Here is a 25,461-nt window from a genome sequence, read left to right as displayed (position 1 = left end):
AGGACCCGCCGGGTTGATCCGGCGTTGACTTCCGCCTGGCAAATGCAAACAATTCGCATTTGCCACTCAGGACCCCCGATGTTCCGTTTACCACCGCGCCGTTCCCTGCCGATCCTTTTCCTGTTCGCCGTGGGCCTGTTCGGGAGCGTCTGCGCGACGCGGGCCCGGGCCGAGGAAAGCATGTTCGGCTACGTCTACACCACCGACCTGCTGCCGAAGGGCGCCAAGGAAGTGGAACAGTGGGCCACCTGGCGCCACCAGAAAGTGGGTGGAAGCTTCAACCAACTCGACGGCCGCACGGAATTCGAATACGGCCTCGCCGACAACCTGCAGGTGGCGCTGTACGCCAACTACGTGCAGGCCTCCGCCTACCGCAACGGCCCCAACGGTGTCACCACGCCGCCCGAGCCGCTGTCCTACGACCAGCCCGCGCCCTACGGCCACTACAACGACAAGCGCTTCGTCGGCTTTTCCGGCGAAATGATCTGGCGCGTGCTCAGCCCCTATACCGACGGCGTGGGCGTCGCGTTCTACCTCGAACCGACCGTGGGGCCGGCGTTCCGCGAGCTGGAGGCCAAGCTGATCCTGCAGAAGAACTTCCTCGACGACCGCCTGGTGATGGCCTTCAACGCCACCTATGCGCCGGAATGGCGCTACCAGGAAGACGCGGCCGACCCGACCCGCAAGAGCTGGAACTACGAGGTCGACGCCAACCTAGGCTTCGCCGCCTCGTACCGCTTCCGGCCGAACTGGTCGGCCGGCTTCGAGCTGGAAAACGAGCACGAGTACAACAGCTACCACTTCACCCGCCAGACCAACAACGCCACCTATTTCGGCCCGGTGATCCACTACGGCGGCCGCCGCTTCTTCGTCACCGCCACCCTGCTGCAGCAGTTGCCCTGGGCCAGCGAGCAGGCCAACGGCGAACCCGGGGCGGTGGTCGGCGGACGCAGCTACGACGTCGACTTCGAGAAGTGGCGTCTGCGCGTCAAGGCCGGTTTCTACTTCTGAGAACGCCCATGAAATCCCGCCTCTTGCTGCTTCCCGTGGCCGCCCTGGTGGTGGCCGCGCCGGTGCATGCCACCGTCTACCTCAGCGTGGAGCAGGCGCAGGCGCTGATGTTCCCCGGCGCCACGCTGACTCCCGACTTCATCACCCTCACTCCCGCGCAGGTCAAGGCGATCGAGGCCGACTGCGGCGTCGACGTGCTCAACCCACAGCTGAAGGCGTGGCGCAGTTCCACCGGCGGCTGGTTCATCGCCGACCAGGTGGTGGGCAAGCACGACTTCATTCCGTTCGCGCTGGCGCTGGACGCGCACGGCGCGGTCAGGGACGTGGAGATCCTCGAATACCGCGAGACCTACGGCGACGGTGTGCGCAATGCCGCCTGGCGCGCCCAGTTCACCGGCAAGGCCCACGGCGCGGCGCTGAAGCTTGGCGGGGACATCCAGAACATCTCCGGCGCCACGCTCTCCAGCCGGCACATCACCGACGGCGTCAAGCGCCTGCTGGCCACCTATGCCCACGTGCTCGCCCAGCCGCACGCTTGAGCGGGCGCGCCCGCTGCTGGGCACCACGGTGAGCATCCGCGTCGCCGCGGACGGCGGCGAACGGGCCGCGCACCGCGCCATCGACGCGGCGTTCGCGGCGGTGGCACACGTGCATGCGCGGATGAGCTTCCATGAACCGGACAGCGATCTCTCGCGCCTCCACCGCGCTCCCGTCGGCCGCTGGGTGGCGATCGACCCGCACACCGCCGCCGTGCTGCGTGCGGCGCTGGAGTTCTCGGCCCGCAGCGACGGTACGTTCGACGTGACGGTGGGCGCCGACCTGGTGGCCCGCGGCCTGCTACCCGCGCCGGCACGCGATGCGCCAGCCGCCGGCGCCGACTGGCGGGACATCGAGCTGGACGGCGAGCTTCCGCGCGCACGCCGGCGGCGGCCGCTGTGGATCGACCTCGGCGGCATCGCCAAGGGCTATGCCGTGGATTGCGCGATCGGATGCCTGCAGGAACACGGCATCGGGCAGGCCTGCGTCAACGCCGGCGGCGACCTGCGCCTGCTGGGCGAGGGCCCGCACCGGGTCGCCGTCGACACTGGCGAGCACGCACCGGCGTCATGCCCGGTGCTCGAAGTGGAGGTTGCGGCCGTCGCCACAAGCAGCGGTCGCGCCTTCGCCGGCGACGGCCATGGCCCGCACCTGCACGGCCGCACGCGGCATGTCACCGGCCAACGCGAATGCGTCAGCGTGGTCGCCGCGCAATGCATGGCGGCCGATGCGCTGACCAAGATCGTGCTGGCCAGCGGCGCGGCCAGCGCACCGCTGCTGCAGGCACTGGATGCCACCGCCTACCTGCACGCCGATGGCCGGTGGTCCGTGCTGGGAGCGCAGGCATGAAGCCGCTCGCGATGCCGCACCGCGCGATCGGGCACGCCCTGCCGCTGCGGCTGTCCCGCCGTCGCCGCTACGCGGCCTGGGCCGTGGGCGTAACGCTCTGGCTGAGCGGCGTGCTGTGGCTGTTGTTCCACTACTTCATGGAACGCAGGGGCGAGTTCGGACTTGCCCCGCATCCACTGGAACCCTGGTGGCTGCGCCTGCATGCCGCGGCGGCCTTCGCCACGCTGTGGACCTTCGGCCTGGTCTGGGGCGCGCACATCGTCGCCGGCTGGCGCAGCGGTCGCCACCGCGTGAGCGGCAGCCTTGCCGTGACCGTGCTCGGCTGGCTGATCGCCACCGGCTACCTGCTCTACTACCTGGTGGACGACCGCTTGCGCGGCGTGGCTTCGATCGGCCACTGGACGGCGGGACTGGTACTGCCCGTCCTGTTCGTGCTGCACGTGGTGCGCGGCCGGCGGCGCCGTCAGCGCGGCCATGCTGGCCCTGTCCCGTCCCGCTAGGGCGGCTCAGTTCGGCAGGCGGCGGATCTTCGCGCCGAGCACGCCGAGTTTTTCCTCGATGTTCTCGTAGCCGCGGTCGATGTGGTAGACGCGATCGACCACGGTATCGCCCTTGGCCACCAGGCCGGCCAGCACCAGGCAGGCCGAGGCGCGCAGGTCGGTGGCCATGATCGGCGCGCCGCTCATCTGCGCGACGCCCTGCACTACCGCGGTATTGCCTTCGAGGCGGATGTCCGCGCCCAGCCGCTGCAGCTCGTGCGCGTGCATGAAGCGGTTCTCGAACACCGTCTCGGTGACCACGCCGGTGCCCTCGGCCACGCAGTTCAGCGCGGTGAACTGCGCCTGCATGTCGGTGGGGAACGCCGGGTACGGCGCGGTGCTGATGTTGACCGCCTTCGGGCGGCGCCCGCCCATGTCCAGCTCGATCCAGTCGTCGCCGGTGGTGATGTGCGCGCCGGACTCCTCCAGCTTGGCCAGCACCGCGTCCAGCGTGCTGGCGCGGGCATGCCGCGCGCGCACCTTGCCGCCGGTCATCGCCGCGCCGACCAGGAAGGTGCCGGTCTCGATGCGGTCGGGCAGCACCTCGTACTCGGCGCCGTGCAGGCGCTCGACGCCATGGATCACCATGGTCGAGGTGCCGGCGCCCTCGATCTGCGCCCCCATCGCGATCAGGCAGTGGGCCAGGTCGACCACCTCCGGTTCCTGCGCCGCGTTCTCGATCACCGTGGTGCCCTGGGCCAGGGTCGCCGCCATCATGACGTTCTCGGTACCGGTGACGGTGACCATGTCCATCACGATGCGGGCGCCCTTCAGCCGCGAGGCCCGCGCCTTGATGTAGCCGTTCTCGACCGTGATCTCGGCGCCCAGCGCCTGCAGGCCGCGGATGTGCTGGTCGACCGGGCGCGAGCCGATCGCGCAGCCGCCGGGCAGTGAGACCTCGGCCTGGCCGAAGCGCGCCACCAGCGGGCCGAGCACCAGGATCGAGGCGCGCATGGTGCGCACCAGGTCGTACGGGGCCACGCAGGTGCTGGTGGTGCGGGGGTCGACGTGCATCTTCATGCGGTCGTCCAGCACCAGCTGCACGCCCATCTGGCCGAGCAGCTCGATGAACGTGGTGACGTCGTGCAGGTGCGGCACGTTGCCGATGCTGACCGGCTCGTCGGCCAGCAGGCAGCCGGCGAGGATCGGCAGCACGGCGTTCTTGGCGCCGGAAATGCTTACCTCGCCATGGAGCGGCGTACCGCCGCTGATCAGAATTTTGGCCATAGGTGTACGGGATTCGGGATGGGGAATTAGGGATGCGGAAAAACGGGATGCGAGACGCTGGCGGGGTTCGGCTTTGGCGAACCCCGAATTACGAATCCCGAATCCCGGCTTCCTCCGGTGTCAGGGTCTTCAGGGCCAGCGCGTGGATCGCGCCGCCCATCAGCTCGCCCAGCGTGGCGTAGACCAGCCGGTGCCGGGCCAGCGGCAACTTGCCGGCGAACTGGCTGGCAACCACGGTCGCCTCGAAATGCACGCCGTCGTCGCCACTCACCTCCACCTGGGCGCCGGGCAGGCCGTTCACGATCATTGCCTGGATGCGGGCAGGGTCCATCGGGGAGTGTTCCATACGAGAGGCTGGCCAGCCGGAAAGGGCTTCCGTCGCGAAGGGAACCCATCGCGCTGGCTCAATGACGTTAAAATGCGGATATGCCATGGTAATGGAAATCCGCTGGCGCAGAAATGACGGCGGTACCAGATCGGCACAGGCGGCGCCCTCGTCCGGCGAGATGGCCGCCCTTCCCTTCCTTGTCGAGCCCCCATGAACGCACGCATCGCCCCGCCCTCTCCCGCCACGCCGGCCAAGCTGGATCCGGACGCCATCACGCGCAGCGCGCGCACGGTGATCGCCACCGAAGCGGCGGCGGTCGAGGCGCTGGGGGCGCGGATCGGGCCGGCGTTCGCCGAGGCCTGCCGGCTGATCCTGGGCTGCCGGGGGCGGGTGGTGATCAGCGGGATGGGCAAGTCGGGCCATATCGGGCGCAAGATCGCCGCCACCCTGGCGTCCACCGGCACGCCGGCGTTCTTCGTGCACCCGGGCGAGGCCAGCCACGGCGACCTCGGCATGATCCTGCCGCAGGACGTGGTGCTGGCAATCTCCTACTCCGGCGAGACCGACGAGCTGCTGTTCATCCTGCCGGTGATCAAGCGCCAGGGCATCCCGCTGATCGCGATCACCGGCCGCCCGACCTCCTCGCTGGCGACCCAGGCCGACGTGCACCTGGACGGCAGCATCTCCAGCGAAGCCTGCCCGCTGGGCCTGGCACCGACCACCAGCACCACCGTGGCGCTGGTGCTGGGCGACGCGCTGGCGATCGCGCTGCTGGAGGCACGCGGCTTCACCTCGGACGACTTCGCCCGCTCGCACCCGGCCGGCGCGCTGGGCCGGCGCCTGCTGCTGCACATCAGCGACGTGATGCACACCGGCGACGAGGTGCCGCGGGTATCGCCCGACGCCAGCCTCACCGCCGCCCTGGTCGAAATGACCCGCAAGCACCTGGGCATGACCGCCGTGGTCGACGCCGACGGCCGCCTGCTCGGCGTGTTCACCGACGGCGACCTGCGCCGCGCGCTGGACGACGAGGATGTGAACCTGCGCGGCGCCACCGTGGCCGAGCTGATGACCCGCGGCCCGAAGACGATCGGCGCCGACAAGCTGGCCGCGCAGGCGGCGCAGATGATGGAGCAGTACCAGATCCACGCCCTGCTGGTGGTCGACGATGAACAGCGCGTGGTCGGCGCGCTGAACATTCATGATCTGCTCCGTGCGCGTGTCGTCTGATTCGTCTCGACGAATCAGACAAATCAAACACGCTGCTCTTGATCCTGCTCTCCTAGAATCCCGCCCGTGCCCACCAACTACCTTGCCAACCTCCCCGCCGACCTCCTGACCCGCGCCGCGAAAATCCGCCTGGCGGCCTTCGACGTGGACGGCACGCTGACCGACGGCCGCCTGTGGTACGGCGAGGACGGCCGCGAGACCAAGGTGTTCCACGTGCACGACGGCCTCGGCCTGAAGCGGCTGCAGGCGAACGGCGTGCAGGTGGCGATCATCACCGCGCGGATCAGCCATCCGGTCGCGCTGCGCGCCGAGGAGCTGGACATCGCCCACGTCTACCAGGGCCAGGGCGACAAGCGCGCCTGCCTGCTGCAGCTGCTGGATGCGCTGCACCTGGCACCCGAACAGGCCGCCTTCACCGGCGACGACCTGCCCGACCTGCCGCCGATGCGCACCGCCGGGCTGGCGGTGGCGGTGGCGAACGCGCACCCCTGGGTGGCCGAGGCCGCGCACTGGCAGACCACCCGCAGCGGCGGCATGGGCGCCGTGCGCGAGGTCTGCGACCTGATCCTGCACGCGCAGGGCCGCAGCGACGCCGAACGGGAGCGCTGGCGATGAGCCTCCGCCTCTGGCTGCGCGACCGGCGCCTGCCGGCCGCAACCGTCGCCGTCGCCTTGGCCGCCGGGCTGGCCCAGTTGCTGCTCTGGTGGCTGGGACCGGCGCCGAAGACCCCCGATTTCGTCGGCCCGCCGCGTTCCGGCTACACCCTGACCGACGCCCGGATGACCGAGTACAACGCCGAGGGCCTGCCCAGCTTCCACCTGCAGTCGCCGCACCTGGAGCGCCGCGAGGGCGACGAATCGCTCTACCTCAACGCGCCCACCTTCCAGTTGCCGGCCAACCAGGCCGGGGTGCCGGACTGGCTGGGCCAGTCGCTGTACGGCTGGGTCAACAAGGACGGCACCCAGCTCAAGCTGCAGGGCCCGGTGGAGATGAACCGGGCGGCGTTCGGCGATACGCCGGCGACCCGCATCCAGACCGCCGACGTCACCGCCTGGCCGAAGCAGAATCGCCTGGAAACCGCCGCCCCGGCGCAGATGGTGCAAGGCGGCACTAGAATCAGCGGTATCGGCATGCGTGCCGACCTCAACGACAAACACCTGGAGCTGCTCGATGACGTCCATGCCACCTTCCCGCCGCGCCAGCGCTAGGTTCGCGCTCGCCGTCGTCGTCCTGGGCCTGCTCGCGGCCCAGCCGGCGCTGGCCAGGAAAAGCGACCGCCAGCAGGAGATGCAGGTCGCCGCCAAGAATTTCGACGGTTTCCAGAAACCCAACAGCGTGAGCACGCTGACCGGCAACGTGGTGATCACCCAGGGCACGCTGAAAGCCACCGGCGCGCAGGCCAAGGTGTATTTCGACGCGGACACCCAGATCAGCCGGGTGGTCATCACCGGCAGCCCGGCCCATCTCGAGCAGCTGGACGACAACGGCAACCTGATGCTGGGCGACGCCGCCACGCTCGACTACGACAACCTCAACGGCATCGCGGTGCTCAGCGGCAAGGCCTCGGTTACCCAGAAAGGCCGCGGCGAAGCGCATGGCGACAGGCTCACCTACAACACCGAGACCAGCCAGATGACCGGCGAAAGCGCCGGCGACGGCCTGGTCCACATGACCTTCAAGCCCAAGCCGAAACCGGCCGGACCCGCCGCGCCCGCGCCGGCGAAAAGCGTGCCCACCCCGCAGGGGCAGCAGTAACCGATGCTTTCCGCCGAAGGTCTGCAGAAAAGCTTCAAGTCGCGCCAGGTCGTACGCGATTTCGGCTTCTCCATCCGCGAAGGCGAGGTGGTCGGCCTGCTCGGCCCCAACGGTGCCGGCAAGACCACCTGCTTCTACATGGTGGTCGGCCTGATCGAGGCGGACGGCGGCACGATCAGGCTGGACAAGACGGACATCACCGGCCTGCCGATGCATGCACGCTCCCGGCTGGGCATCGGCTACCTGCCGCAGGAGGCCTCGGTGTTCCGCCGGCTCAGCGTGGCGGACAACATCCTCGCCGTGCTGGAGCTGCGCGACGGGCTGAGCGCGCAGCAGCGCAACGGCGAACTGGAAAACCTGCTGGACGAGCTGAAGATCGAACACATCGCCGGGCAGAAGGGCGTCAGCCTGTCCGGCGGCGAGCGCCGTCGCGTGGAGATCGCCCGCGCGCTGGCCGCCAACCCGCGCTACATGCTGCTGGACGAACCGTTCGCCGGCGTCGACCCGATCTCGGTCGGCGAGATCCAGCGCATCGTGCGGCATCTCAAGGAGCGCGGCATCGGCGTGCTGATCACCGATCACAACGTGCGCGAAACGCTGGGCATCTGCGACCGCGCCTACATCCTGAACGAGGGCGAGGTGCTGTCGCGCGGCACCCCGGCGCACATCCTTGCCGACGAGAAAGTGCGCGAGGTCTACCTGGGCCGCGAATTCCGGCTCTGACATACCTGCCGAAGCGGGTCCCCAGCGCGACCGCGGGCTATGGCTGCAGCCACAGCCACGCGTTAGGATGGCCGCGATTCCATCCGACCCCGCCGGCATGAAACCCGCCCTGCAGCTTCGCCTCCACCAGCAGTTGACCCTGACGCCGCAACTACAGCAGGCGATCCGCCTGCTGCAGTTGTCGCAGCTGGAGCTGGAAGCCGAACTGCGGCAGATTGCCGAGAGCAACCCGCTGCTGGAGTTCGCCGAGGAAGTCGAGGACGACGAAGCGGCCGAGAGCAGCGGGACCGAAAGCGAATACCCCGGCAACGAGACGGTCACGGCCAGCGTGCCCGCCGGCGATGAAGCCGGCGACGACGCCGGCGACTGGTCGGACGGTGGCGGCGCAGCCGAAGCGCCGATCGACTTCTCCAGCAACGGCGGCGGCAGCGGCGCCGGCATGCGCGGCGACGACGATTTCGAGCCGCAGAACGCCGCGCCCGAAACTCTGCAGCAACACCTGCTGTGGCAACTCAACCTGGCCTCGTTCAACCCGCGCCAGCACCTCATCGCCACCGTGCTGATCGACGCGCTGAATTCCGACGGCTACCTGGCCGAAGGGCTGGAGCCCGTGCTCGCCGCGCTGCCCGCCGGCTTCAACGCCAGCGTCGAGGAAATCAATGCCGTGCGCCGCCAGTTGCAGGGCTTCGACCCCGCCGGCGTGGGCAGCCTCGACCTGCGCGACTGCCTGCGCGTGCAACTGGAGCAGTTCGCCTCCGGGACGCCACAGCGCGAACTGGCGCTGCGCATCGTCGACACCGAGCTGGAGCTGCTGGCGCGCAACGACACCGCCCGGCTGGCGCGGCGCCTGCGCGCCGGCGAAAACGACGTGGCCGACGCCGCCGTGCTGATCCGCAGCCTCGACCCGCGCCCCGGCGCCGCGCTCGACGCCACGCCGGTGGAATACGTCGCCCCCGACGTCTACGCGCTGCGCGACGGCAGCCGCTGGCGGGTCAGCCTGAATCCGGACGCGCAGCCGCGGCTGGGCCTGAACCAGCACTACTGCGGCCTGATCGCGAGGGCCCGCGGCGAGGACGCCAGCTGGATGCGCGGCCAGCTGCAGGAGGCGCGCTGGCTGATCAAGAGCCTGGAATCGCGCGCCGAGACCCTGCTCAAGGTCGCCGAGGCGATCGTGCGGCGGCAGAGCGCGTTCCTCGACTACGGCCCGGAGGCCATGCACCCGCTGGTGCTGCGCGAGGTGGCCGAGGAAGTGGGCATGCACGAGTCCACCATCTCGCGCGTCACCACGCGCAAGTACCTGCACACCCCGCGCGGCACCTTCGAGCTGAAATACTTCTTCTCCAGCGGCGTCTCCACCGAGGACGGCGGGACCGCCTCGGCCACCGCGATCCAGGCCATGCTGCGCAAGCTGATCGAGGCCGAGGATGCGCGCAAGCCGCTGTCCGACCTGGCGATCGCCGAGGAACTGCAGCGCAAGGGCATCCAGGTCGCCCGCCGCACCGTCGCCAAATACCGCGAGGGGCTGCGCATTCCCACCTCCAGCGAGCGCCAGCGCGCGGGCTGATTGTCGCAGGGGCTATCCGCGGGAACTTGGTTAACGAAAAATCGCTCCCATACCTGCTAAAGGATGATTCACGATGCGCGGCGACTCCCCACGCCCCGCGCGTCCACCCGCCGCGAAAAGCGGCACTGCACCACCAGAGGAGGCGCACCATGCAATTCCAACTCAGCGGCCAGCAGATTGAAGTCACCCCGGCCCTGCGCGACCACGCCACCGCCAAGCTCGACCGCCTCACCCGCCTCGACGACAAATTGAAGAGCCTCGCGATCGTGCTCTCCGTCGACAAGCTCCAGCACCGCGCCGAGGGGACCCTCGGCGTCATCGGCGCCACCCTGCACGCCGAAGCCACCGAGGCCGACATGTACGCCTCCATCGACGTATTGTTCGACAAGCTGGTCAACCAGCTGCGCAGGTACCGCGAAAAGGTCGCCGACAAGCATCAGCGCGAAACCCGCGAAGAGCGCCAGTACGGCTGACCACTCCGGGCTTCCGCCCGTCACGGCCCGCCCCGGACAGGGCGGGCCGTTTTACCCTCCGGACACGCGCCATCGTCCAAGCTGGCACAATGACCCCACTGCCGCGAAGGTCCACCGGGCCACGGCACGCGGCGCAAAGGACCTCGGCTTGGATCGGATCAGCGCACGACAGCTCTACGACAGCGTCCACGAACGCATGGCCCTGCGCTGGGTTTCCGGCATGCGCGGGGAATCGCGCGCGCTCGAGCCGGGCGCGGCGCAGGCGCGCCGGCCGTCGCTGATCGGCTACCTCAACGTCATCTACCCGAACAAGATCCAGATCATCGGCTCGGAGGAGCTGAACTACCTCGACGGGCTGGACTCGCGCCAGCGCTGGGAGGTGATGCACAAGATCGCCGCCTACCAGCCGGTGGCGCTGATCGTCACCAAGGACCAGGCCGTGCCGGCCGACCTGCGCGAGGTCGCCGAGGAAACCGACACGCCGCTGTGGATCAGCCCCAAGCGCGGCCACGAGCTGCTCACCTACCTGCAGTACCACCTGGCGCGCATGCTGGCGGCGAAGGTCACCCTGCACGGCGTGTTCCTCGAGGTGTTCTCGATCGGCGTGCTGATCACCGGCGAGGCCGGCTCCGGCAAGAGCGAGCTGGCGCTGGAGCTGATCAGCCGCGGCCACCGCCTGGTCGCCGACGACGCCACCGAATTCACCCTGATCGCGCCGGACGTGATCGACGGCAGCTGCCCCGAACTGCTGCAGGACCTGCTGGAAGTGCGCGGACTGGGCGTGCTCAACGTGCGCGAAATGTTCGGCCACATGTCGGTCAAGATCTCCAAGTACCTGCGCCTGGTGATCCACCTCAAGCCGCTGCGCGAGGGCGAGGAGACCGACGCGCTGACCCGCCTCACCGGCGACATCGGCCACCGCGAGATCTTCGATGTGGCGGTGCCGATGATCACCATCCCGGTGGCCTCGGGCCGCAACCTGGCGGTGCTGGTCGAGGCCGCCGTGCGCAACCACGCGCTGAAGAGCAAGGGCATCGATCCCGCGCAGACCTTCATCGACCGCCAGGCGCACCAGCTGCAGCGGCTGCCCCCATGGTGAGTGCATGAGCGACGACTTCCCCTCCCCGAACCCGCGGGTCGACCCGCGCGAAATCCACCTGATCGTGCTCACCGGCATGTCCGGCGGCGGCAAGACGGTGGCGCTGCGCGCGCTGGAGGACCTGGAGTTCTACTGCGTCGACAACCTGCCGTCGGCCCTGCTTCCGCAACTGGTCGGCGCGGTGGTCGAAGGCAGCGGCAGCAAGCACCGACGCATCGCGGTGGGCGTGGACGTGCGCAACCGCGGTGCCGACTTCGCGCACATGCCGACCGTGCTGTCGGAATTGGCCGCCGCCGGCGTGCAGGTGCACCTGATCTTCCTGGATTGCCGCGACGAGGTGCTGATGAAGCGCTTCTCGGAAACCCGCCGCCGCCACCCGCTGGCTACCCGCGGGCTGTCGCTGGCCGACGCGATCGCCGAGGAACGCCGCCTGCTGCGCCCGCTGATGGCGATCGCCGAGAAGGTGATCGACTCCAGCGAACTCAACGTGCACCAGCTGCGCCGGCTGGTCGCCACCGGCTACGCGCAGGCGACCGAGGGGCTGACCCTGATGTTCCAGTCGTTCGCGTTCAAGCGCGGGCTGCCGCTGGACGCGGACTTCGTGTTCGACGCGCGCTGCCTGCCGAACCCGCACTGGCATGCGCACCTGCGGCCGCTGTCGGGCAAGGACAAGCCGGTGCGCGACTTCCTCGACGCCGAGCCGCTGGTGGGCGAATACTTCGCCGACACCGCACGCTGGCTGGACGCCTGGCTGCCGCGCTTCGAGCAGGACGACCGCAGCTACGTGACCATCTCGATCGGCTGCACCGGCGGCCGCCACCGTTCGGTCTACCTGGTCGAGAAGCTCGCCGCGCACTACCGCGCGCGCCGCGAGGGCGTGCTCACCTTCCATCGCGAGCTCGAGTGATGACCGATCTGCCGCTGCACATCGCCCCCGCAGGTCGCCGGCCATGAGCGTCGGCGTGCTGCTGATGACCCACGAGGCGGTCGGCCACGCGCTGATCTCCGCCGCGCACCACGTGATGCCGAAGCTGCCGCTGCAGGTGGCGGCGGTGGAGATTCCGCCGGAATCGGACCCCGACGTGATGCGCCAGCTCACCGCGCGCCACGCGCGCGAGCTCGACACCGGCGACGGCGTGCTGGTGCTGGCCGACCTCTACGGCGCCACGCCGTGCAACATCGGCCTGTCGCTGGGCGCGCTCGGCGTACACCTGCGCTGCGTCTCCGGCCTCAACCTGCCGATGCTGCTGCGCGTACTCAACTATGCGGAAAAACCACTGGACGAACTGGCCGAGATCGCGGCCAGCGGTGGCCGCGGGGGAATCTTCATCGACCATGCTTGAGCAAGAAATCGTCGTTTCCAACAAGCTGGGGCTGCACGCCCGCGCCTCGGCCAAGCTGGTGCAACTGGTGCAGGGTTTCAAATCCACCGTATGGCTGGTCAGCAAGGGCCGCGAAGTCAATGCGCAGAGCATCATGGGCGTGATGATGCTGGCCGCCGGCATCGGCAGCCCGGTGACCATCCGCGCCGACGGGCCCGACGAGGCGTCCGCGCTGGCCGCGGTGGTCGAGCTGTTCGAGCGCAAGTTCGACGAGGGAGGCTAGGAGCGATGGGATTCGTCATTCTGGATTCGGGATTCGCAAAGGCAGGAGCTGCGTGCCGATCGCGGCGGCAAGTCTTGCCGCAGCGTGCTTTGCCGAATCCCGAACCCCGATTCCCGATTTCCGGCTCCGCCAGGAGCCACCCATGAGACACCTCCTCACCGGCACCATCGCCGCGCACGGCATGGCCCTGGGCCGCGCGCGGCTGGTGCAGCCCAGCCGCTACACCGTCGACACCCGGCCGCTGGCCGAGGAAGAGATCGAGAGCGAACTGGTGAAGCTGCACCAGGCGCTGGACACCGCGCGGCAGGAACTGCGCGAGCTGCGCGGCAAGCTGCACGGTGCGCTGGCGCGCGAGGTCAACGAATTCATCGACGCGCACAGCCTGCTGCTGGACGACGCCGAGCTGCTGCGCGGACTGGACGACCTGGTGCGGATCGGCCACTACCGCCCCGGCGCCGCGCTGAAGAAGCAGCGCGACCGCCTGTCCGCCGTGTTCGAGGCGATGGACGACCCCTACCTGCGCAGCCGCAAGGAAGACGTCGAGCAGGTGATCAACCGGGTGATCTCCGCGCTGCAGCGGCAGACCAGCCCGGAGGAACGCAAGCTGGCCGCGCGCGTGGGCGAGATCCTGATCGCCGACTCCATTGCGCCGGCCGACATGGCGCAGCTGGCCGGCAACGGCCTGCTCGGCGTGGTCGCCAGTTCCGGCAGCGCGTATTCGCACAGCGCGATCCTGGCGCGCAGCCTCGGCTTGCCGATGCTGGTGGGCACCCGCGACGCGCTGTCCAACATCCACGACGACGACCTGATCCTGCTCGACGCCGAACGCGGCGAGGCGATCGTGCACCCGGCCGCGCAGGACCTGTCGCGCTACCGCGCCTGGCAGCGCGAGGCCGCGGCCGAAGGCCGCCGGCTGGCCAAGCTGGCGAACGCGCCCACGCGCACCCGCGACGGCGTCGAGATCGCCCTGCTGGCGAACGCCGAGACGCCGGCCGACGTGGCGATGGCGCGCGCCCGCGGCGCCGACGGCGTGGGCCTGTACCGCACCGAGTTCCTGTTCCTCAAGCACAAGGGGCTGCCGTCGGAAGACGAGCAGTTCATCGCCTACCGCGACCTGGTGATGGGCATGGGCGGCCTGCCGGTGACGATCCGCACGCTGGACCTGGGCGCCGACAAGGCCGACGCGGCCGGGCTCACCCTGCGCGGCGAGGACAACCCGGCGCTCGGCGTGCGCGGCGTCCGCCTGTCGCTGCGCTACCCGGCGGTGTTCACCACGCAGATCCGCGCGATCCTGCGCGCCGCCTGCTACGGCCCGGTGCGCGTGCTGGTGCCGATGGTGACCCAGCCGGATGAAATGATCGCGGTGCGCACGCTGTTCAAGCTGGCGCGGCAGGACCTGAAACGCGAGTCCATCGACCTGCCGGAGAAGCTGCCGCTGGGCGCGATGATCGAGGTGCCGGCCGCGGCGATCAACGTGCGCGCCCTGCTGGAGCACGCCGACTTCCTCGCCATCGGCACCAACGACCTGGCGCAGTACGTGCTCGCCGCCGATCGCGGCAACGATGCGCTGGAGAACATCTACAACCCGCTGCAGCCGGCGCTGCTGCGGCTGATCTCGCACGTGCTCGGCGCCGGGCGCCGCGCGAAAAAGCCGGTAAGCCTGTGCGGCGAGATTGCCGGCGACGTGAACTTCACCGCGCTGCTGCTGCTGCTCGGACTCGACGAGTTCAGCATGCACCCGGCGCAGATCCTGCAGGTGCGCGACCGCCTCGCCACGCTCGACCACGCACACCTGCGCCGCCACGCCGCGCGGCTGCTGAATGCGCCCACGCACGAGAAAGCCGAGGCGATGCTGGCGGAAATCATCGGCGCGCCCGCCCGCTGAATCCCGCGCGAACAGGCTCCCCGCACGGCTGCGCCGGAAAACCAGCGCGCGCCGTGGCCGCGCCTCACACTTCTTCCAGGAACGCATCCAGCAAGGCGCCGCGGTACTTCTGCCGGTGCAGCAGCAGCGAGAGCTTGCGGCGCAGGTCGAGGAACGGCGTCTTCAGCGCCTTCAGGCGGCCGGTGGCCAGCGCGTCGGTGACTGCCACTGCCGGCAGGCAGGCGATGCCCAGCCCGGCCACCACGGCCTGCTTGATCGCCTCGATCTGGTCCAGTTCCAGCACGGTTTCGCCGGGCGGCAGCTGCGCCAGCACGCGCTCGCTGGTGGCCCGCGTGGCCGAACCGGGCTCGCGCAGCACCCAGCGCGCGCCAGCGAAATCCGCCGGTTTCAGGCTGCGCTTGCGCGCCAGCGAATGCTCCGGCGGCGCGCACACCACCAGCAGGTCGTCGCGCCACGGCCGCACCTCCAGCAGCGGGTGCGCCACCGGGCCTTCGACGCAGCCGATGTCCAGGCCGTGCTCGAGCATGGCGGCGGCGATCGTCTCGGTATTCGCCACGCGCAGGCGGATCGCCACCTGCGGATGCGCGCGCACGAAACCGCCGAGCAGTTCGCCCACCAGGTAATTGCCCACCGTATTGCTGGCGCCGATGCGCAGCTCGCCGCCCAGCGCTGCGCCTTCCTCGCGCCCGCGCCGGCCGAATTCGGCATGGCGTTCCAGCAGTTCCTGCGCCAGCGGCAGCAGTTCGCGCCCGCGCGCATTCAGGCGCAAGCGGCCGCGCTCGCGGTCGAACAGCGGCGCATCCAGCTGCCGCTCCATCTCCGCCAACGCCATGCTGGCGGCCGGCTGGGTCAGGTGCAGGCGCTCAGCGGCGGCGCGCACGCTGCCGTGCAGCGCGATCTGCACGAACACGTCCAGCTGGCGCGGGCTGATGTTGATCATCAGCCTATCTTATACATCCGATCATATATTCCAAATTTTCCTGATTGATGCGCGAGCGGACAATGGCGCGATTGCCGGAGTCCATGCATGAACGCGCCATCCCTCGTAGCCACCCCATCGCTTCTGCGGCAACGCACCCCCGGCCTGCTGCTGGCGGTGGCGATCGGCCTGCTGGCGCTGTTGCTGGGGCGCTGGGCGCCGCTGGTGGGCGGCCCGGTGATCGGCATCGTGCTGGGCATCGCGGTGCGCAACCTGCTGTCGCCGGGCGAGCGCTACAGCTCCGGCATCGCGTTCGCCGGCAAGAAGGTGCTGCAGTGGTCGATCATCGCGCTGGGCTTCGGGCTCAGCCTCGACCAGGTGGCGAAGACCGGCCTCGAATCGCTGTCGGTGACCCTGGTGACGATGACGGTGGCCTTCCTCGCCGCCTGGCTGCTCGGCCGCTGGCTCGGCGTGCACGACAAGCTCAAGGTGTTGATCGGCGTGGGCACCGCGATCTGCGGCGGCTCGGCGATCGCCGCAGTCACGCCGATCATCCGCCCGGACGACCACGACACCGCGTTCGCGATCTCCACCATCTTCCTGTTCAACCTGGTCGCGGTACTGCTGTTCCCGCTGCTCGGCCACCTGATGCATTTGAGCGACCTGGGCTTCGGCCTGTGGGCCGGCACCGCGATCAACGACACCTCGTCGGTGGTCGCCGCCGGCTACAGCTACAGCCAGGCCGCCGGCGACTACGCCACCATCGTCAAGCTGACCCGCGCCACCCTGATCATCCCGGTCTGCCTGGTGCTCGCCTTCGTCGTCGCCGCGCGCGAGAAGCGCAAACATGCGCAGGCCGGCAGCGTCGGCCACTTCAGCCTTGCCAGCATCTTCCCGTGGTTCATCCTGTGGTTTCTGGTCGCCTCGGGAATCCGCACCGCCGGCCTGATCCCCGTGGTGATCCAGCCGGCCATCCACCTGCTGGCCGAGTTCCTGATCATCGTGGCACTCACCGCGATCGGTCTCTCGGCCAACCTGCGCAAGATGGCCGCCAGTGGCGCGCGGCCGATCCTGCTGGGGCTGGGTGTGTGGATCGCGGTGGCGGTGAGCAGCTTGCTGGTGCAGTGGGTGATCGGGCAGCTGTAGCGACATGCCGCCCACACGCCGGGCTCGCCACCGGCAGGAACAGGCATGGCCATCAGTCTTCCGTCGCCACCGCAAAGCGCTCGCCCAGGAAATCGATCAGGGCGCGTACCGACGGCAGCATTCCGCGGCGCGAGGCGAACACTGCATGCACTATCTCGCGCCGGGGTTGCCATGCGGGAATCACGCGCACCAGCGCGCCGCTGGCCAACTGCCCGGTGATCATCATCGTCGGCAGTTGCACCACTCCTACGCCGGCGACCGCGGCATCGCGCAGCGCCAGCATGCCGCGGGTGATGAAGCGCGGGCGGTGATGGATCGTTGCCTGCGCGCCATCGGGGCCGAACAGGCTCCACACGTGCTCACCCTGGGGCGTGCCGAGGTCGAGGCTGGGGAAACGCGACAAATCGGCCGGCCCCTGCGCCGGTCCGTGCCGCGCCACCAGTGCAGGGCTTGCGACCAGGCACTGGCCGCGCTCGGCCAGCACGCGCATCACCAGGTCGCTGTCCTCCAGCGGCGGCGGACGCACGCGCAGCGCGACGTCGATGCCTTCGCCGACCACGTCGACACGACGGTTGGTGGCCTCCAGATGCACTTCCACGTGCGGGTGGCCGACCATGAAATCGGCAAGCATTGCCCCGATCAGCGCATCGAGCAGCACCACCGGACACGTCACGCGCACGATGCCGCGCGGCTCCGAGCGCGTGAGCTCGATGGCTTCCTCCGCCGCGTCGGCCTCCACCAGCATCGCCCTGCAATGGGCGTGGAAGGTCTGGCCAACCTCGGTCACCGAGAAGTAGCGCGTGGAGCGCTGGATCAGGCGCACGCCCAGGCGTTCCTCCAGCAGCGCGATGCGGCGGCTGAGCTTGGACTTGGGCACTCCCAGCGCACGTCCGGCCGGCGCGAAGCCGCCGTACTCGACCACCTGGACGAAATAGTAGAGATCGTTCAGATCCCTCACGAGCCGCTCCCAGCGTTCCATTCATAGGACTCTGAGGATAAATCCTACCGGCTGGCGACGCCATCGTTCCAGCAAGATCATGTCTGCCAACGCAAACGGGCCGCCTCCCGCGGTCCCCGCGAAATACCTGGAGTCGGCAATGAAGAAGATCCTCGGCGTCTACAGTGCCCCCCGCCCGCACTGGGTGGGCGATGGTTTTCCGGTTCGCTCGCTGTTTTCCTACGACAGCCATGGCCGCGAGCTGAGCCCGTTCCTGTTGCTCGACTACGCTGGCCCGCACCGGTTCGATGCCGCCGCGCGCCCACGCGGCGTGGGCCAGCACCCGCACCGCGGCTTCGAGACCGTCACCATCGTCTACGAGGGCGAGGTCGAGCATCGCGATTCCACCGGCGCCGGCGGCAAGATCGGCCCGGGCGACGTGCAGTGGATGACCGCCGCCTCCGGCATCCTGCACGAAGAGTTCCACTCGCACGAGTTCACCCGCACCGGCGGCACGCTGGAAATGGTGCAGCTGTGGGTGAACCTGCCGGCACGGGACAAGATGGCCGCGCCAGGCTACCAGACCCTGCTCGACGCCGACATCGCCGCGATGGCGTTGCCCGACGACGCCGGCAAGCTGCGCGTGATCGCCGGCGAATACGCCGGCCACCGCGGCCCCGCCCACACCTTCACCGCGATGGACGTGTGGGACATCCGCCTCAAGGCCGGCAAGGCGGCGACCTTCAGCCTGCCCGCAGGCCGCACGCTCGCCCTGGTCGTACTGAAGGGCACCGTGCTGGTGAACGGCAGCGAGGTCGCACGCGAAGCGCAGATGGTGGTGCTGGAGCGCGACGGCAGCGACATCGCACTCGAAGCCAACAGCGACGCCACGCTGCTGCTGCTCGGCGGTGAACCGATCGACGAACCCATCGTCGGCCACGGCCCCTTCGTGATGAACACCCGCGAAGAAATCGGCCAGGCCATCGCCGACTTCAACGGCGGCCGCTTCGGCCGCATGCATTAACACCCCTCGCGCCGGCCCGCCTCGAGCCGGCGCCTTCCACCCGTGTGCCTACGCACTCCACTGCAAGGAGACACCCATGAACGCTCCCGCCAACTTCAACGGCGCCCGCCCGGTCATCGACCCGAAGAACGTGGCGATGCTGCTGATCGACCACCAGAGCGGCCTGTTCCAGACCATCCAGGACATGCCGTTCACCCAGGTGCGCGCGCACGCCGCCGCACTGGCGAAAATGGCCACGCTGTCCGGCATTCCAGTGATCACCACCGCCTCGGTACCGCAGGGTCCGAACGGCCCGCTGATCGGCGAGATCCACGCCAACGCCCCGCACGCGCAGTACGTGGCGCGCAGGGGCGAGATCAACGCCTGGGACAACCCGGATTTCGTCGCCGCGGTCAAGGCCACCGGCAAGAAGCAGCTGATCATCGCCGGCACCATCACCAGCGTGTGCATGGCCTTCCCGAGCATTGCCGCCATAGCCGACGGCTACCAGGTGTTCGCGGTGATCGACGCCTCCGGCACCTATTCGAAGATGGCCGAGGAAATCACCCTCGCGCGCATCGTCCAGGCCGGCGTGGTGCCGATGGACACCGCCGCCATCGCCTCGGAACTGCAGGGCAGCTGGAACCGCGCCGACGCGCAGCAGTGGGCCGAGGTCTATACCCGGATCTTCCCGAACTACCAGTTGCTGATCGAGAGCTACCTGAAGGCGCAGGACGTCGAGAAGAACCACGAGCAACTCGACTCGACACGGGCCTGATGCCGCCACGGCGGGCGCCGGACAAAGGCGCTCGCCGTGCGCGATGTGGCAAACCCTGCCGGCGGTTTACGCCCTGCCCTGCTCCACCAGCGTCAACGCCACCTTGTCGCGCAGGTACACCGGCAGCGCCAGCTCCGGTGCCTGCACGTGACCAGCCTTGAACTCGCGCAGCGCCAGCTCGGCCACATGCACGGCCTGCGGGTAGCGCAAGCCGTCGGCGGAATGCAGGGTGCCGGTGAGGCGCTGGCTCAGCACGGTGGCGTAGGTGGCCCAGCCGGTGCCGACCACCTGCCAGGCGCTGGCCTCGGGCAACACAAGCGACTCGGCGGTGCAGATGCGTTCGTCGTCCAGCGCGACCAGGCCGCCGTTGTCATCGCGGCGGTAGCAGGCGGCGTAGATCTCGCCCATGCGGGCGTCGATCACGGCAAGGATCGCGCTACCTTCTTCCTCCGGCGCCTCCAGCGCCAGCGCGGCCAGCGAGGAGATGGTGATCACCGGCAGGTCCAGCGCCAGCGCCATGCCCTGCGCCAGCGACACGCCCAGGCGCACGCCGGTGAACGCGCCGGGGCCGCGGCCCACCGCGATCGCGTCCAGCGCGTGGCGGCCGATGCCGGCCTCGGCCAGCAGTTCGTCGGCCATCGGCAACACCAGCTCGGTATGCCGGCGCGGTGCGATCTCGCTGCGGGCGATCAATTCGTCGCCGTGGATCAGGGCGACGGAGCAGGCTTCGGTGGCGGTTTCGATCGCGAGCAGGTTCATGATTGCTCCATGATAGCGGCTGGCGGCTCGGCCGCGGCCGTGGTGTATGCATACCAGTCGATGCGGCGGGTCAGGTACATCATCAATCCCACCATCGCCAGCAGCACCAGTGCGCCGATCAGCAGCGCGTACTGCTCGGCCGCGATCAGCCCGTACAGCATCGCGTAGATCAGCCCCAGCACGCCGCCCAGCAACAACCCGGCACGCCGCGCGCGCAACACCGCCATCGCGTAGCCGCCGACCAGCAGGGCCACCGCGGTAGCGGCCAGCGCGTAGGCCGGGCCGAAGCCGATCTGCTCGGACAACGCCAGCAGCACCACGTAGAACGTGGCCAACGCCGCGCCGACCAGCAAGTATTGCACCGGGTGCACGCGCAGCCGCTTGAGCACCTCGAACAGGAAGAACGCCACGAAGGTCATCGCGATGAACAGCAGCCCGTACTTCCCCGCGCGCACGTTGCGCTGGTACACGTCGACCGGCTGGTACAGCTGCACGCCGAAGGTGGAAGCCTGCAGCGCGGCTCCCATGTCGCTGTCGGCGTCGGTCCAGTGCTGGCCATAGCTGCGGTTGAGGTCGAGCAGGTGCCAGTGCGCGCTGAAACCCTGCGCGTCGATCCGGTGTGCCAGCGGCAGCGCCGCGCCGACGAAGCTGGGATCACTCCACGGCGCGCGCATGGTCACGTCGGTACTGCGCGCCAGCGGCAGCAACTGCAGTGCCTCGGTGCCGGCCAGCTTCAGCGTGATCTGCACATCGATCGGCTGCCCGCCCAGCGCATCCAGGTCGATCGGCACCACCACGTTCGGCCACGGGCCGAGCCGCTCGGCCGACGACTCGAAACGCGCCGGCCGGCCGTTGATGCGCAGCTCGCTCACCTCCTGCAGGCCGCGCAGGTCGCCTACGGCCAAGCGCAGCTCGGCCTTGTCGCCCTGCCATGGCGCACTGCTGGCGCGGCGGAACTGGGCCAGGTCCTCAGCCCGGAACCGGCTGTCGAGTTTCACCGTGGCGACGAACACCGGCGCGGCATAGATGCCGTAACTGCGCGTCTCCACCGCCATCGCCACGTCCAGCTTCAATGCATCGGCCAGCATGTTCTCGCTGCCGGCGCGCCACTGCGGCGGCTGGTTCTCCGCCACCGGCACCTGGCGCAGCGTGGGCACCACCAGTACCGGCCCGCCCAGCACCTGGGCGCCGCCCCAACCCTGCGCGATCTGCGCGATCGCCCCCTCGCGCAATTGCTGCCGTTCGCCCACCAGCTCGCGCACCTGCATCAGCGGTATCGTCATCAGCAACGCCAGCACGCCGATGCCCAGCACCTTGGCGGTCGCTGTCCGTGTCCACTTGCCCATGTCCCAAGCACTCCCTTGATCCGGAGTGCCGATCACAACAGTCCCAACGGCGGCAACGCGGGCAATCGCGGCCAGCCCGCAGGCCGCAAGATGGCATGCGGATGACCGCGAAACTTCGCGCCGCCGCCGCGGTCACTGCCTGGACGGGCAAACCGACCGGCCACGACAGGGGAATGCCATGCACGCGATCGCGCGGTTCCTGGCCCGCAACAAGGGCTTCATCACCTTCATGCTGTGCATGATCGTGTTCCGCAGTGCGGTGGCCGACTGGAACGTGGTGCCGACCGGCTCGATGCAGCCCACCATCCGCATCGGCGACCGCATCCTGGTCGACAAGCTGGCCTATGACGTGCGCCTGCCGCTGACCCGCGTCTCGCTGCTGCACCTGGCCGATCCGCAACGCGGCGACATCGTGGTGCTGGACTCCCGTGCCGCCAACGAGCGATTGGTGAAGCGGGTGATCGGCCTGCCCGGCGACCAGGTGGCGATGCGCGGCAACGCGCTGTTCATCAACGGCCACACGGCCCGCTACGCCACCGGCAGCTACGCCGGCATCCACGACGACCTGCGCAACCCGGCGCACTACGAAATCGAACGCTACGGCACGATGCGCCACGCGATCCGCCTGTCCGACTATCGCCCCAGCCCGGCCAGCAGCTTCGACCCGGTGCGGGTGCCGCCCGACCAGTACCTGCTGCTCGGCGACGACCGCGACAACAGCATGGACTCGCGTTACTTCGGCTTCTTCCCGCGCAACGAGATCGTCGGCCGCGCTCGCCACGTGGTCGCCTCACTCGACCCGGATCATCACTACCTGCCGCGAGGCGAGCGCTTCGGCGCGCCGCTCGACTGACGCCGCCATTCCATTGCCAGTGCCGTAGCCGCCTTGATGCCATCGTGCCCGCGAACCCTCATACGCAGATGCGGAAGCAACGGACAGGTCGTGGAGGACAGCAGGCGGCCAACATGACGCACCGTCTTGCAGTTCCGCTGCCCGCAGTCGGCCAGATGTAATGACTGAAAAGTGCACCCGGACCGGGGTTGGCATGCCCAACGGCGGCTCGGTTTCCCGCGGACTGCCGACCTGGCAGCTACTTGAGGTAGCTCTTCAGCACCCCAAGCACCGGCAGCAGCTCGTCTTGCTGCTTGGTGTCGCCGGCATCGGCCACGTGGGAGCGCAGGTGCCCTTCCATCACCTGCAGGATCAGGCCGTTGACCGCGCCGCGCACGGCGGCCAGCTGCTGCAGCACGGCGCCGCACTCGGCGTCGCCCTCGATGGCGCGTTCGAGCGAAGCCACCTGACCGCCGATGCGGCGAACCCGTGCAACCAGTTTCTTCCGGTTTTCCCGGATGTGGGACATGGCGATCATCTCCCGCTCGTATACTATAGGGGAGTATATCGCTAGAGCACGAACCATGCCCGCCCCCGACGTCTCCCCGTTCACGCACAGCCACCAGTTCAACCACGTCGACGCGAAGGCGGAGCGCAACACGAGGCATGTCGTGTTCATCACCGCGGCGATGATGGTGGTGGAAATCGCGGGCGGCTACTGGCTGAACTCGATGGCCCTGCTTGCCGACGGCTGGCACATGAGCTCGCACGCGCTGGCGATGGGGCTGTCCGTCATGGCCTATGTGTTCGCCAGGCGCTACGCGAAGGACAGGCGGTTCGCCTTCGGCACGTGGAAGATCGAGATACTCGGTGGCTTCAGCAGCGCCCTGCTGCTTGCCGTCGTCGCCGCGCTGATGATGGTCCAGTCGCTGGAGCGGCTGTTCGTGCCCGCCGCGATCCACTACGACGACGCCATCCTGATCGCGGTGGTCGGCCTGGGCGTCAACCTGCTGTGCGCGTGGCTGCTGAAGGGGGAGCACGGCCACAGTCACGGGCATGCTCACGATCACGGGCATGCTGGCCACCACCACGATGTGAACCTGCGGGCGGCCTATGTCCACGTCATCGCAGACGCAGCAACCTCCGTGCTTGCCATCGTCGCGCTGGTCGGAGGCAAGCTTTACGGCGCCGCCTGGCTCGATCCCGTCATGGGTATCGTGGGTTCGATCCTGGTGGCTCGCTGGGCTGTCGGCCTGTTGCGCGAGTCCGGCAGGATCCTTCTGGACGCCGAGATGGACCAGCCGGTGGTCGAGGAAATCCGCGACGTGGTGAAGGAGCATTTCCCGGCGGCGGCCGTCAGCGACCTGCACGTCTGGCGCGTCGGCCGCAGCAGCTACGCCTGCATCCTCGGGCTGGTCGCCACCACGGCCATCAACGCCGAGGAGGTCCGCCGGCAACTGGCCGTCCACGAGGAACTGGTGCACGTGACGGTCGAGGTCGTGGTGGCCTGAGTGTCGAGCATGGCGCAAGGGTCCATTCGAGGGGTGCGATCGTCGTCGGAACGGCCGCGCCACGGCAAAGTGTCGACACCCTTTCCAATCGATCGCCCGGGAAATCGTCCCCGTCCCCCATCCTCCCGGCAGGTCGCGCAGCTTGCAGAAGCTGCCGCCGAGTCCGCCGAATCTGGCCGAGGCGTGCGCCGTTTCCGCTAAGTCGCGGCGGCTCTCGCGGTTTTCGCGATGTCGAAGAATGCCTGCACGTCCGCCAGCTCGCGCGTGCGCGGCATCGGCGGCAGGCTGGCGAGGAACAGCTTGCCGTAGCCCTTGCCGGTGAGGCGCGGGTCGCACAGCACCAGCACGCCGCGGTCGTGCACGTCGCGAATCAGCCGGCCGGCGCCCTGCTTCAGCGCGATCGCCGCGCTGGGCACCTGCCAGCCCATGAACGGGTTGATGCCGGACTGTTCCAGTGCGGCGAGCCGTGCCGTCAGCACCGGATCGTCGGGGGCGGCGAACGGCAGCTTGTCGATCACCACCACGCTGAGCGCCTCGCCGACCACGTCGACGCCCTCCCAGAAACTGGCCGCGCCGAGCAGCACGCCGTGGCCGCTGGCGCGGAATTCCTCCAGCAGCCGCGGCCGCGGTGCGGTGCCCTGCACGAACAGCGGCCACGGCACCTTGTCCTGCAGCAGTTCGGCGGCGCGGCGCAACGCACGGTGCGAGGTGAACAGCAGAAACGCGCGGCCATTGGAGGCGTGCAGCACCGGCAGCACGGCCTCGATCACCTGCTCGGTGTAGTCGCGTGCGTTCGGGTCGGGCAGGCCCGGCGGCAGGTAGCACAGCGCCTGGTGCGCGTAGTCGAACGGGCTGTCCAGGCTCAGCGCCTGCGGATCGTCCAGGCCGAGCTGGCGCGCGAAGTGATCGAAGTTGCCGGCCACCGACAGCGTGGCCGAGGTGTGGATCCACGCGGCCTGGGTGCGCTCGCGCAGGCCGCGCATCGGCACCGCCAGGTCCAGCGGCGTGGCGTACAGCGCGAAGCCGCGCGGGAAGGTTTCGTACCAGCGCACGTCGTGGTCGCCGTGCGACTCGACGATGCGGTCCAGCCGCCCGGTGAACAGCTCGGCGCGTTCGTGCAGGTTGGCGAAGCCGCGTGAACGTTCGGCCTGCGAGGCGAGCAATTCGGCCAGGGTGGCCAGCAGTTCGCGCAGGTCGTGCAGCGAAGCACGCACGCCGGCGCGATCCTCCAGCAACTGGAACGCGCCGCGCGCGGGCAGCGGCTCCAGCGCTAGGCGCAGCTTGCGCAACGCGTCCTGCAGCGCTTCCACCGGTTCCAGCAGCAGGCCGATCGCCCCGGTGACGCCGCTGCATTCGGTCAGCGTGTCCTGGGCCCGCTCGGAGAGCCGGCGCGCGTTGGCGCCCT

General features: G+C 69.2%; 29 protein-coding genes. 21 read left to right on the top strand and 8 right to left on the bottom strand.

What is annotated here, in order from left to right; genetic code table 11:
• Positions 1-78: 78 nt before the first annotated feature.
• The 4 genes from AC3WRN_RS07485 to AC3WRN_RS07470 are packed head-to-tail and all read left to right on the top strand — an operon-like array spanning position 79 to position 2,897.
• Positions 79-1,011 (top strand): DUF6662 family protein, encoded by a 933-nt coding sequence (locus AC3WRN_RS07485; RefSeq protein ID WP_492622513.1) that lies wholly within the window; start codon positions 79-81, stop codon positions 1,009-1,011.
• An 8-nt stretch (positions 1,012-1,019) separates the two neighbouring features.
• Positions 1,020-1,550 (top strand): FMN-binding protein, encoded by a 531-nt coding sequence (locus AC3WRN_RS07480; protein WP_492622512.1) that lies wholly within the window; start codon positions 1,020-1,022, stop codon positions 1,548-1,550.
• The gene (locus AC3WRN_RS07475; protein ID WP_492622511.1) at positions 1,519-2,397 is read left to right on the top strand and encodes an FAD:protein FMN transferase; all 879 of its coding nucleotides are present in this window, start codon (positions 1,519-1,521) and stop codon (positions 2,395-2,397) included. Before AC3WRN_RS07480 ends, AC3WRN_RS07475 begins: the two co-directional genes overlap by 32 nt.
• Positions 2,394-2,897 carry a hypothetical protein gene (locus tag AC3WRN_RS07470; protein ID WP_492622510.1) on the top strand — a complete coding sequence of 168 codons (504 nt, stop codon included), beginning with the start codon at positions 2,394-2,396 and terminating at the stop codon, positions 2,895-2,897. Before AC3WRN_RS07475 ends, AC3WRN_RS07470 begins: the two co-directional genes overlap by 4 nt.
• 6 nt (positions 2,898-2,903) lie before the next feature.
• Here the strand turns inward: AC3WRN_RS07470 and murA are convergent, their stop codons facing one another.
• Entirely contained in the window at positions 2,904-4,163 is a 1,260-nt protein-coding gene (murA, locus tag AC3WRN_RS07465; protein WP_068095905.1) for a UDP-N-acetylglucosamine 1-carboxyvinyltransferase, read from the bottom strand.
• Between the two features lie 88 nt (positions 4,164-4,251).
• Positions 4,252-4,494: a BolA family protein gene (locus tag AC3WRN_RS07460; protein ID WP_068095907.1), complete on the bottom strand. Its 243-nt coding sequence runs from the start codon at positions 4,492-4,494 to the stop codon at positions 4,252-4,254.
• Between the two features lie 207 nt (positions 4,495-4,701).
• Here AC3WRN_RS07460 and AC3WRN_RS07455 point away from each other — a divergent pair, with 207 nt between their 5' ends.
• From AC3WRN_RS07455 to ptsP, 12 genes are all read left to right on the top strand, one after another.
• Complete coding sequence (locus AC3WRN_RS07455) at positions 4,702-5,721, top strand: KpsF/GutQ family sugar-phosphate isomerase (RefSeq protein ID WP_068095909.1); 1,020 nt, start codon at positions 4,702-4,704, stop codon at positions 5,719-5,721.
• Between the two features lie 66 nt (positions 5,722-5,787).
• A complete protein-coding gene (locus AC3WRN_RS07450) occupies positions 5,788-6,336 on the top strand; it encodes a KdsC family phosphatase (protein WP_068095911.1) in 549 nt (182 codons plus the stop codon).
• Positions 6,333-6,929, top strand: coding sequence for an LPS export ABC transporter periplasmic protein LptC (gene lptC / locus AC3WRN_RS07445; protein WP_492622509.1), 597 nt, complete (start codon positions 6,333-6,335; stop codon positions 6,927-6,929). The genes AC3WRN_RS07450 and lptC overlap by 4 nt, the downstream gene beginning before the upstream one ends.
• A complete protein-coding gene (gene lptA, locus AC3WRN_RS07440; RefSeq protein WP_492622508.1) occupies positions 6,892-7,476 on the top strand; it encodes a lipopolysaccharide transport periplasmic protein LptA in 585 nt (194 codons plus the stop codon). Before lptC ends, lptA begins: the two co-directional genes overlap by 38 nt.
• A gap of 3 nt (positions 7,477-7,479) precedes the next feature.
• On the top strand, positions 7,480-8,199 hold the full coding sequence (gene lptB / locus AC3WRN_RS07435) for an LPS export ABC transporter ATP-binding protein (protein ID WP_492622507.1): 720 nt from the start codon (positions 7,480-7,482) through the stop codon (positions 8,197-8,199).
• Between the two features lie 97 nt (positions 8,200-8,296).
• Positions 8,297-9,763 carry an RNA polymerase factor sigma-54 gene (locus AC3WRN_RS07430; RefSeq protein WP_492622506.1) on the top strand — a complete coding sequence of 489 codons (1,467 nt, stop codon included), beginning with the start codon at positions 8,297-8,299 and terminating at the stop codon, positions 9,761-9,763.
• A gap of 149 nt (positions 9,764-9,912) precedes the next feature.
• Entirely contained in the window at positions 9,913-10,236 is a 324-nt protein-coding gene (gene hpf / locus AC3WRN_RS07425) for a ribosome hibernation-promoting factor, HPF/YfiA family (RefSeq protein ID WP_068095920.1), read from the top strand.
• 148 nt (positions 10,237-10,384) lie between these two features.
• A complete protein-coding gene (hprK, locus tag AC3WRN_RS07420; RefSeq protein WP_082823615.1) occupies positions 10,385-11,335 on the top strand; it encodes an HPr(Ser) kinase/phosphatase in 951 nt (316 codons plus the stop codon).
• Positions 11,336-11,339: 4 nt separating this feature from the next.
• A complete protein-coding gene (gene rapZ, locus AC3WRN_RS07415) occupies positions 11,340-12,242 on the top strand; it encodes an RNase adapter RapZ (protein WP_492622505.1) in 903 nt (300 codons plus the stop codon).
• Between the two features lie 43 nt (positions 12,243-12,285).
• Complete coding sequence (locus AC3WRN_RS07410; protein WP_068095924.1) at positions 12,286-12,678, top strand: PTS sugar transporter subunit IIA; 393 nt, start codon at positions 12,286-12,288, stop codon at positions 12,676-12,678.
• Positions 12,671-12,940: an HPr family phosphocarrier protein gene (locus tag AC3WRN_RS07405; RefSeq protein WP_068095926.1), complete on the top strand. Its 270-nt coding sequence runs from the start codon at positions 12,671-12,673 to the stop codon at positions 12,938-12,940. The genes AC3WRN_RS07410 and AC3WRN_RS07405 overlap by 8 nt, the downstream gene beginning before the upstream one ends.
• Positions 12,941-13,082: 142 nt before the next feature.
• Positions 13,083-14,825, top strand: a complete 1,743-nt coding sequence (gene ptsP, locus AC3WRN_RS07400) for a phosphoenolpyruvate--protein phosphotransferase (RefSeq protein WP_068095928.1) — start codon at positions 13,083-13,085, stop codon at positions 14,823-14,825.
• A gap of 64 nt (positions 14,826-14,889) precedes the next feature.
• Here ptsP and AC3WRN_RS07395 read toward each other — a convergent pair whose 3' ends face one another.
• Positions 14,890-15,765 (bottom strand): LysR family transcriptional regulator, encoded by an 876-nt coding sequence (locus tag AC3WRN_RS07395; protein ID WP_492622504.1) that lies wholly within the window; start codon positions 15,763-15,765, stop codon positions 14,890-14,892.
• Between the two features lie 87 nt (positions 15,766-15,852).
• Here AC3WRN_RS07395 and AC3WRN_RS07390 point away from each other — a divergent pair, with 87 nt between their 5' ends.
• Positions 15,853-16,890, top strand: a complete 1,038-nt coding sequence (locus tag AC3WRN_RS07390) for a YeiH family protein (protein WP_492622503.1) — start codon at positions 15,853-15,855, stop codon at positions 16,888-16,890.
• A 52-nt stretch (positions 16,891-16,942) separates the two neighbouring features.
• Here the strand turns inward: AC3WRN_RS07390 and AC3WRN_RS07385 are convergent, their stop codons facing one another.
• A complete protein-coding gene (locus AC3WRN_RS07385; RefSeq protein ID WP_492622502.1) occupies positions 16,943-17,848 on the bottom strand; it encodes a LysR family transcriptional regulator in 906 nt (301 codons plus the stop codon).
• A 139-nt stretch (positions 17,849-17,987) separates the two neighbouring features.
• Between AC3WRN_RS07385 and AC3WRN_RS07380 the strand changes: the two genes are divergently transcribed.
• On the top strand, positions 17,988-18,851 hold the full coding sequence (locus tag AC3WRN_RS07380; RefSeq protein WP_492622501.1) for a pirin family protein: 864 nt from the start codon (positions 17,988-17,990) through the stop codon (positions 18,849-18,851).
• Positions 18,852-18,927: 76 nt separating this feature from the next.
• Complete coding sequence (locus AC3WRN_RS07375) at positions 18,928-19,608, top strand: isochorismatase family protein (RefSeq protein WP_492622500.1); 681 nt, start codon at positions 18,928-18,930, stop codon at positions 19,606-19,608.
• A 66-nt stretch (positions 19,609-19,674) separates the two neighbouring features.
• Here AC3WRN_RS07375 and tsaB read toward each other — a convergent pair whose 3' ends face one another.
• Positions 19,675-20,367 (bottom strand): tRNA (adenosine(37)-N6)-threonylcarbamoyltransferase complex dimerization subunit type 1 TsaB, encoded by a 693-nt coding sequence (gene tsaB, locus AC3WRN_RS07370; RefSeq protein WP_492622499.1) that lies wholly within the window; start codon positions 20,365-20,367, stop codon positions 19,675-19,677.
• A complete protein-coding gene (creD, locus tag AC3WRN_RS07365; RefSeq protein WP_492622498.1) occupies positions 20,364-21,713 on the bottom strand; it encodes a cell envelope integrity protein CreD in 1,350 nt (449 codons plus the stop codon). Before creD ends, tsaB begins: the two co-directional genes overlap by 4 nt.
• A gap of 178 nt (positions 21,714-21,891) precedes the next feature.
• On the opposite strand from creD, the gene lepB reads away from it, so the two are divergent.
• Positions 21,892-22,566, top strand: coding sequence for a signal peptidase I (lepB, locus tag AC3WRN_RS07360; protein WP_492622497.1), 675 nt, complete (start codon positions 21,892-21,894; stop codon positions 22,564-22,566).
• 238 nt (positions 22,567-22,804) lie between these two features.
• Here the strand turns inward: lepB and AC3WRN_RS07355 are convergent, their stop codons facing one another.
• The gene (locus tag AC3WRN_RS07355) at positions 22,805-23,074 is read right to left on the bottom strand and encodes a metal/formaldehyde-sensitive transcriptional repressor (RefSeq protein ID WP_492622496.1); all 270 of its coding nucleotides are present in this window, start codon (positions 23,072-23,074) and stop codon (positions 22,805-22,807) included.
• Between the two features lie 55 nt (positions 23,075-23,129).
• Here AC3WRN_RS07355 and dmeF point away from each other — a divergent pair, with 55 nt between their 5' ends.
• On the top strand, positions 23,130-24,056 hold the full coding sequence (gene dmeF / locus AC3WRN_RS07350; protein WP_492622495.1) for a CDF family Co(II)/Ni(II) efflux transporter DmeF: 927 nt from the start codon (positions 23,130-23,132) through the stop codon (positions 24,054-24,056).
• 197 nt (positions 24,057-24,253) lie between these two features.
• On the opposite strand, the gene AC3WRN_RS07345 is transcribed toward dmeF, so the two are convergent.
• Positions 24,254-25,461 (bottom strand): ATP-dependent DNA helicase (locus AC3WRN_RS07345; RefSeq protein WP_492622494.1); only part of this gene is annotated, 1,208 nt, incomplete at its 5' end.

This window comes from Rhodanobacter sp. FW101-FHT13A11, assembly GCF_058790335.1.
This window is presented reverse-complemented; position numbering and strand designations above follow the sequence as displayed.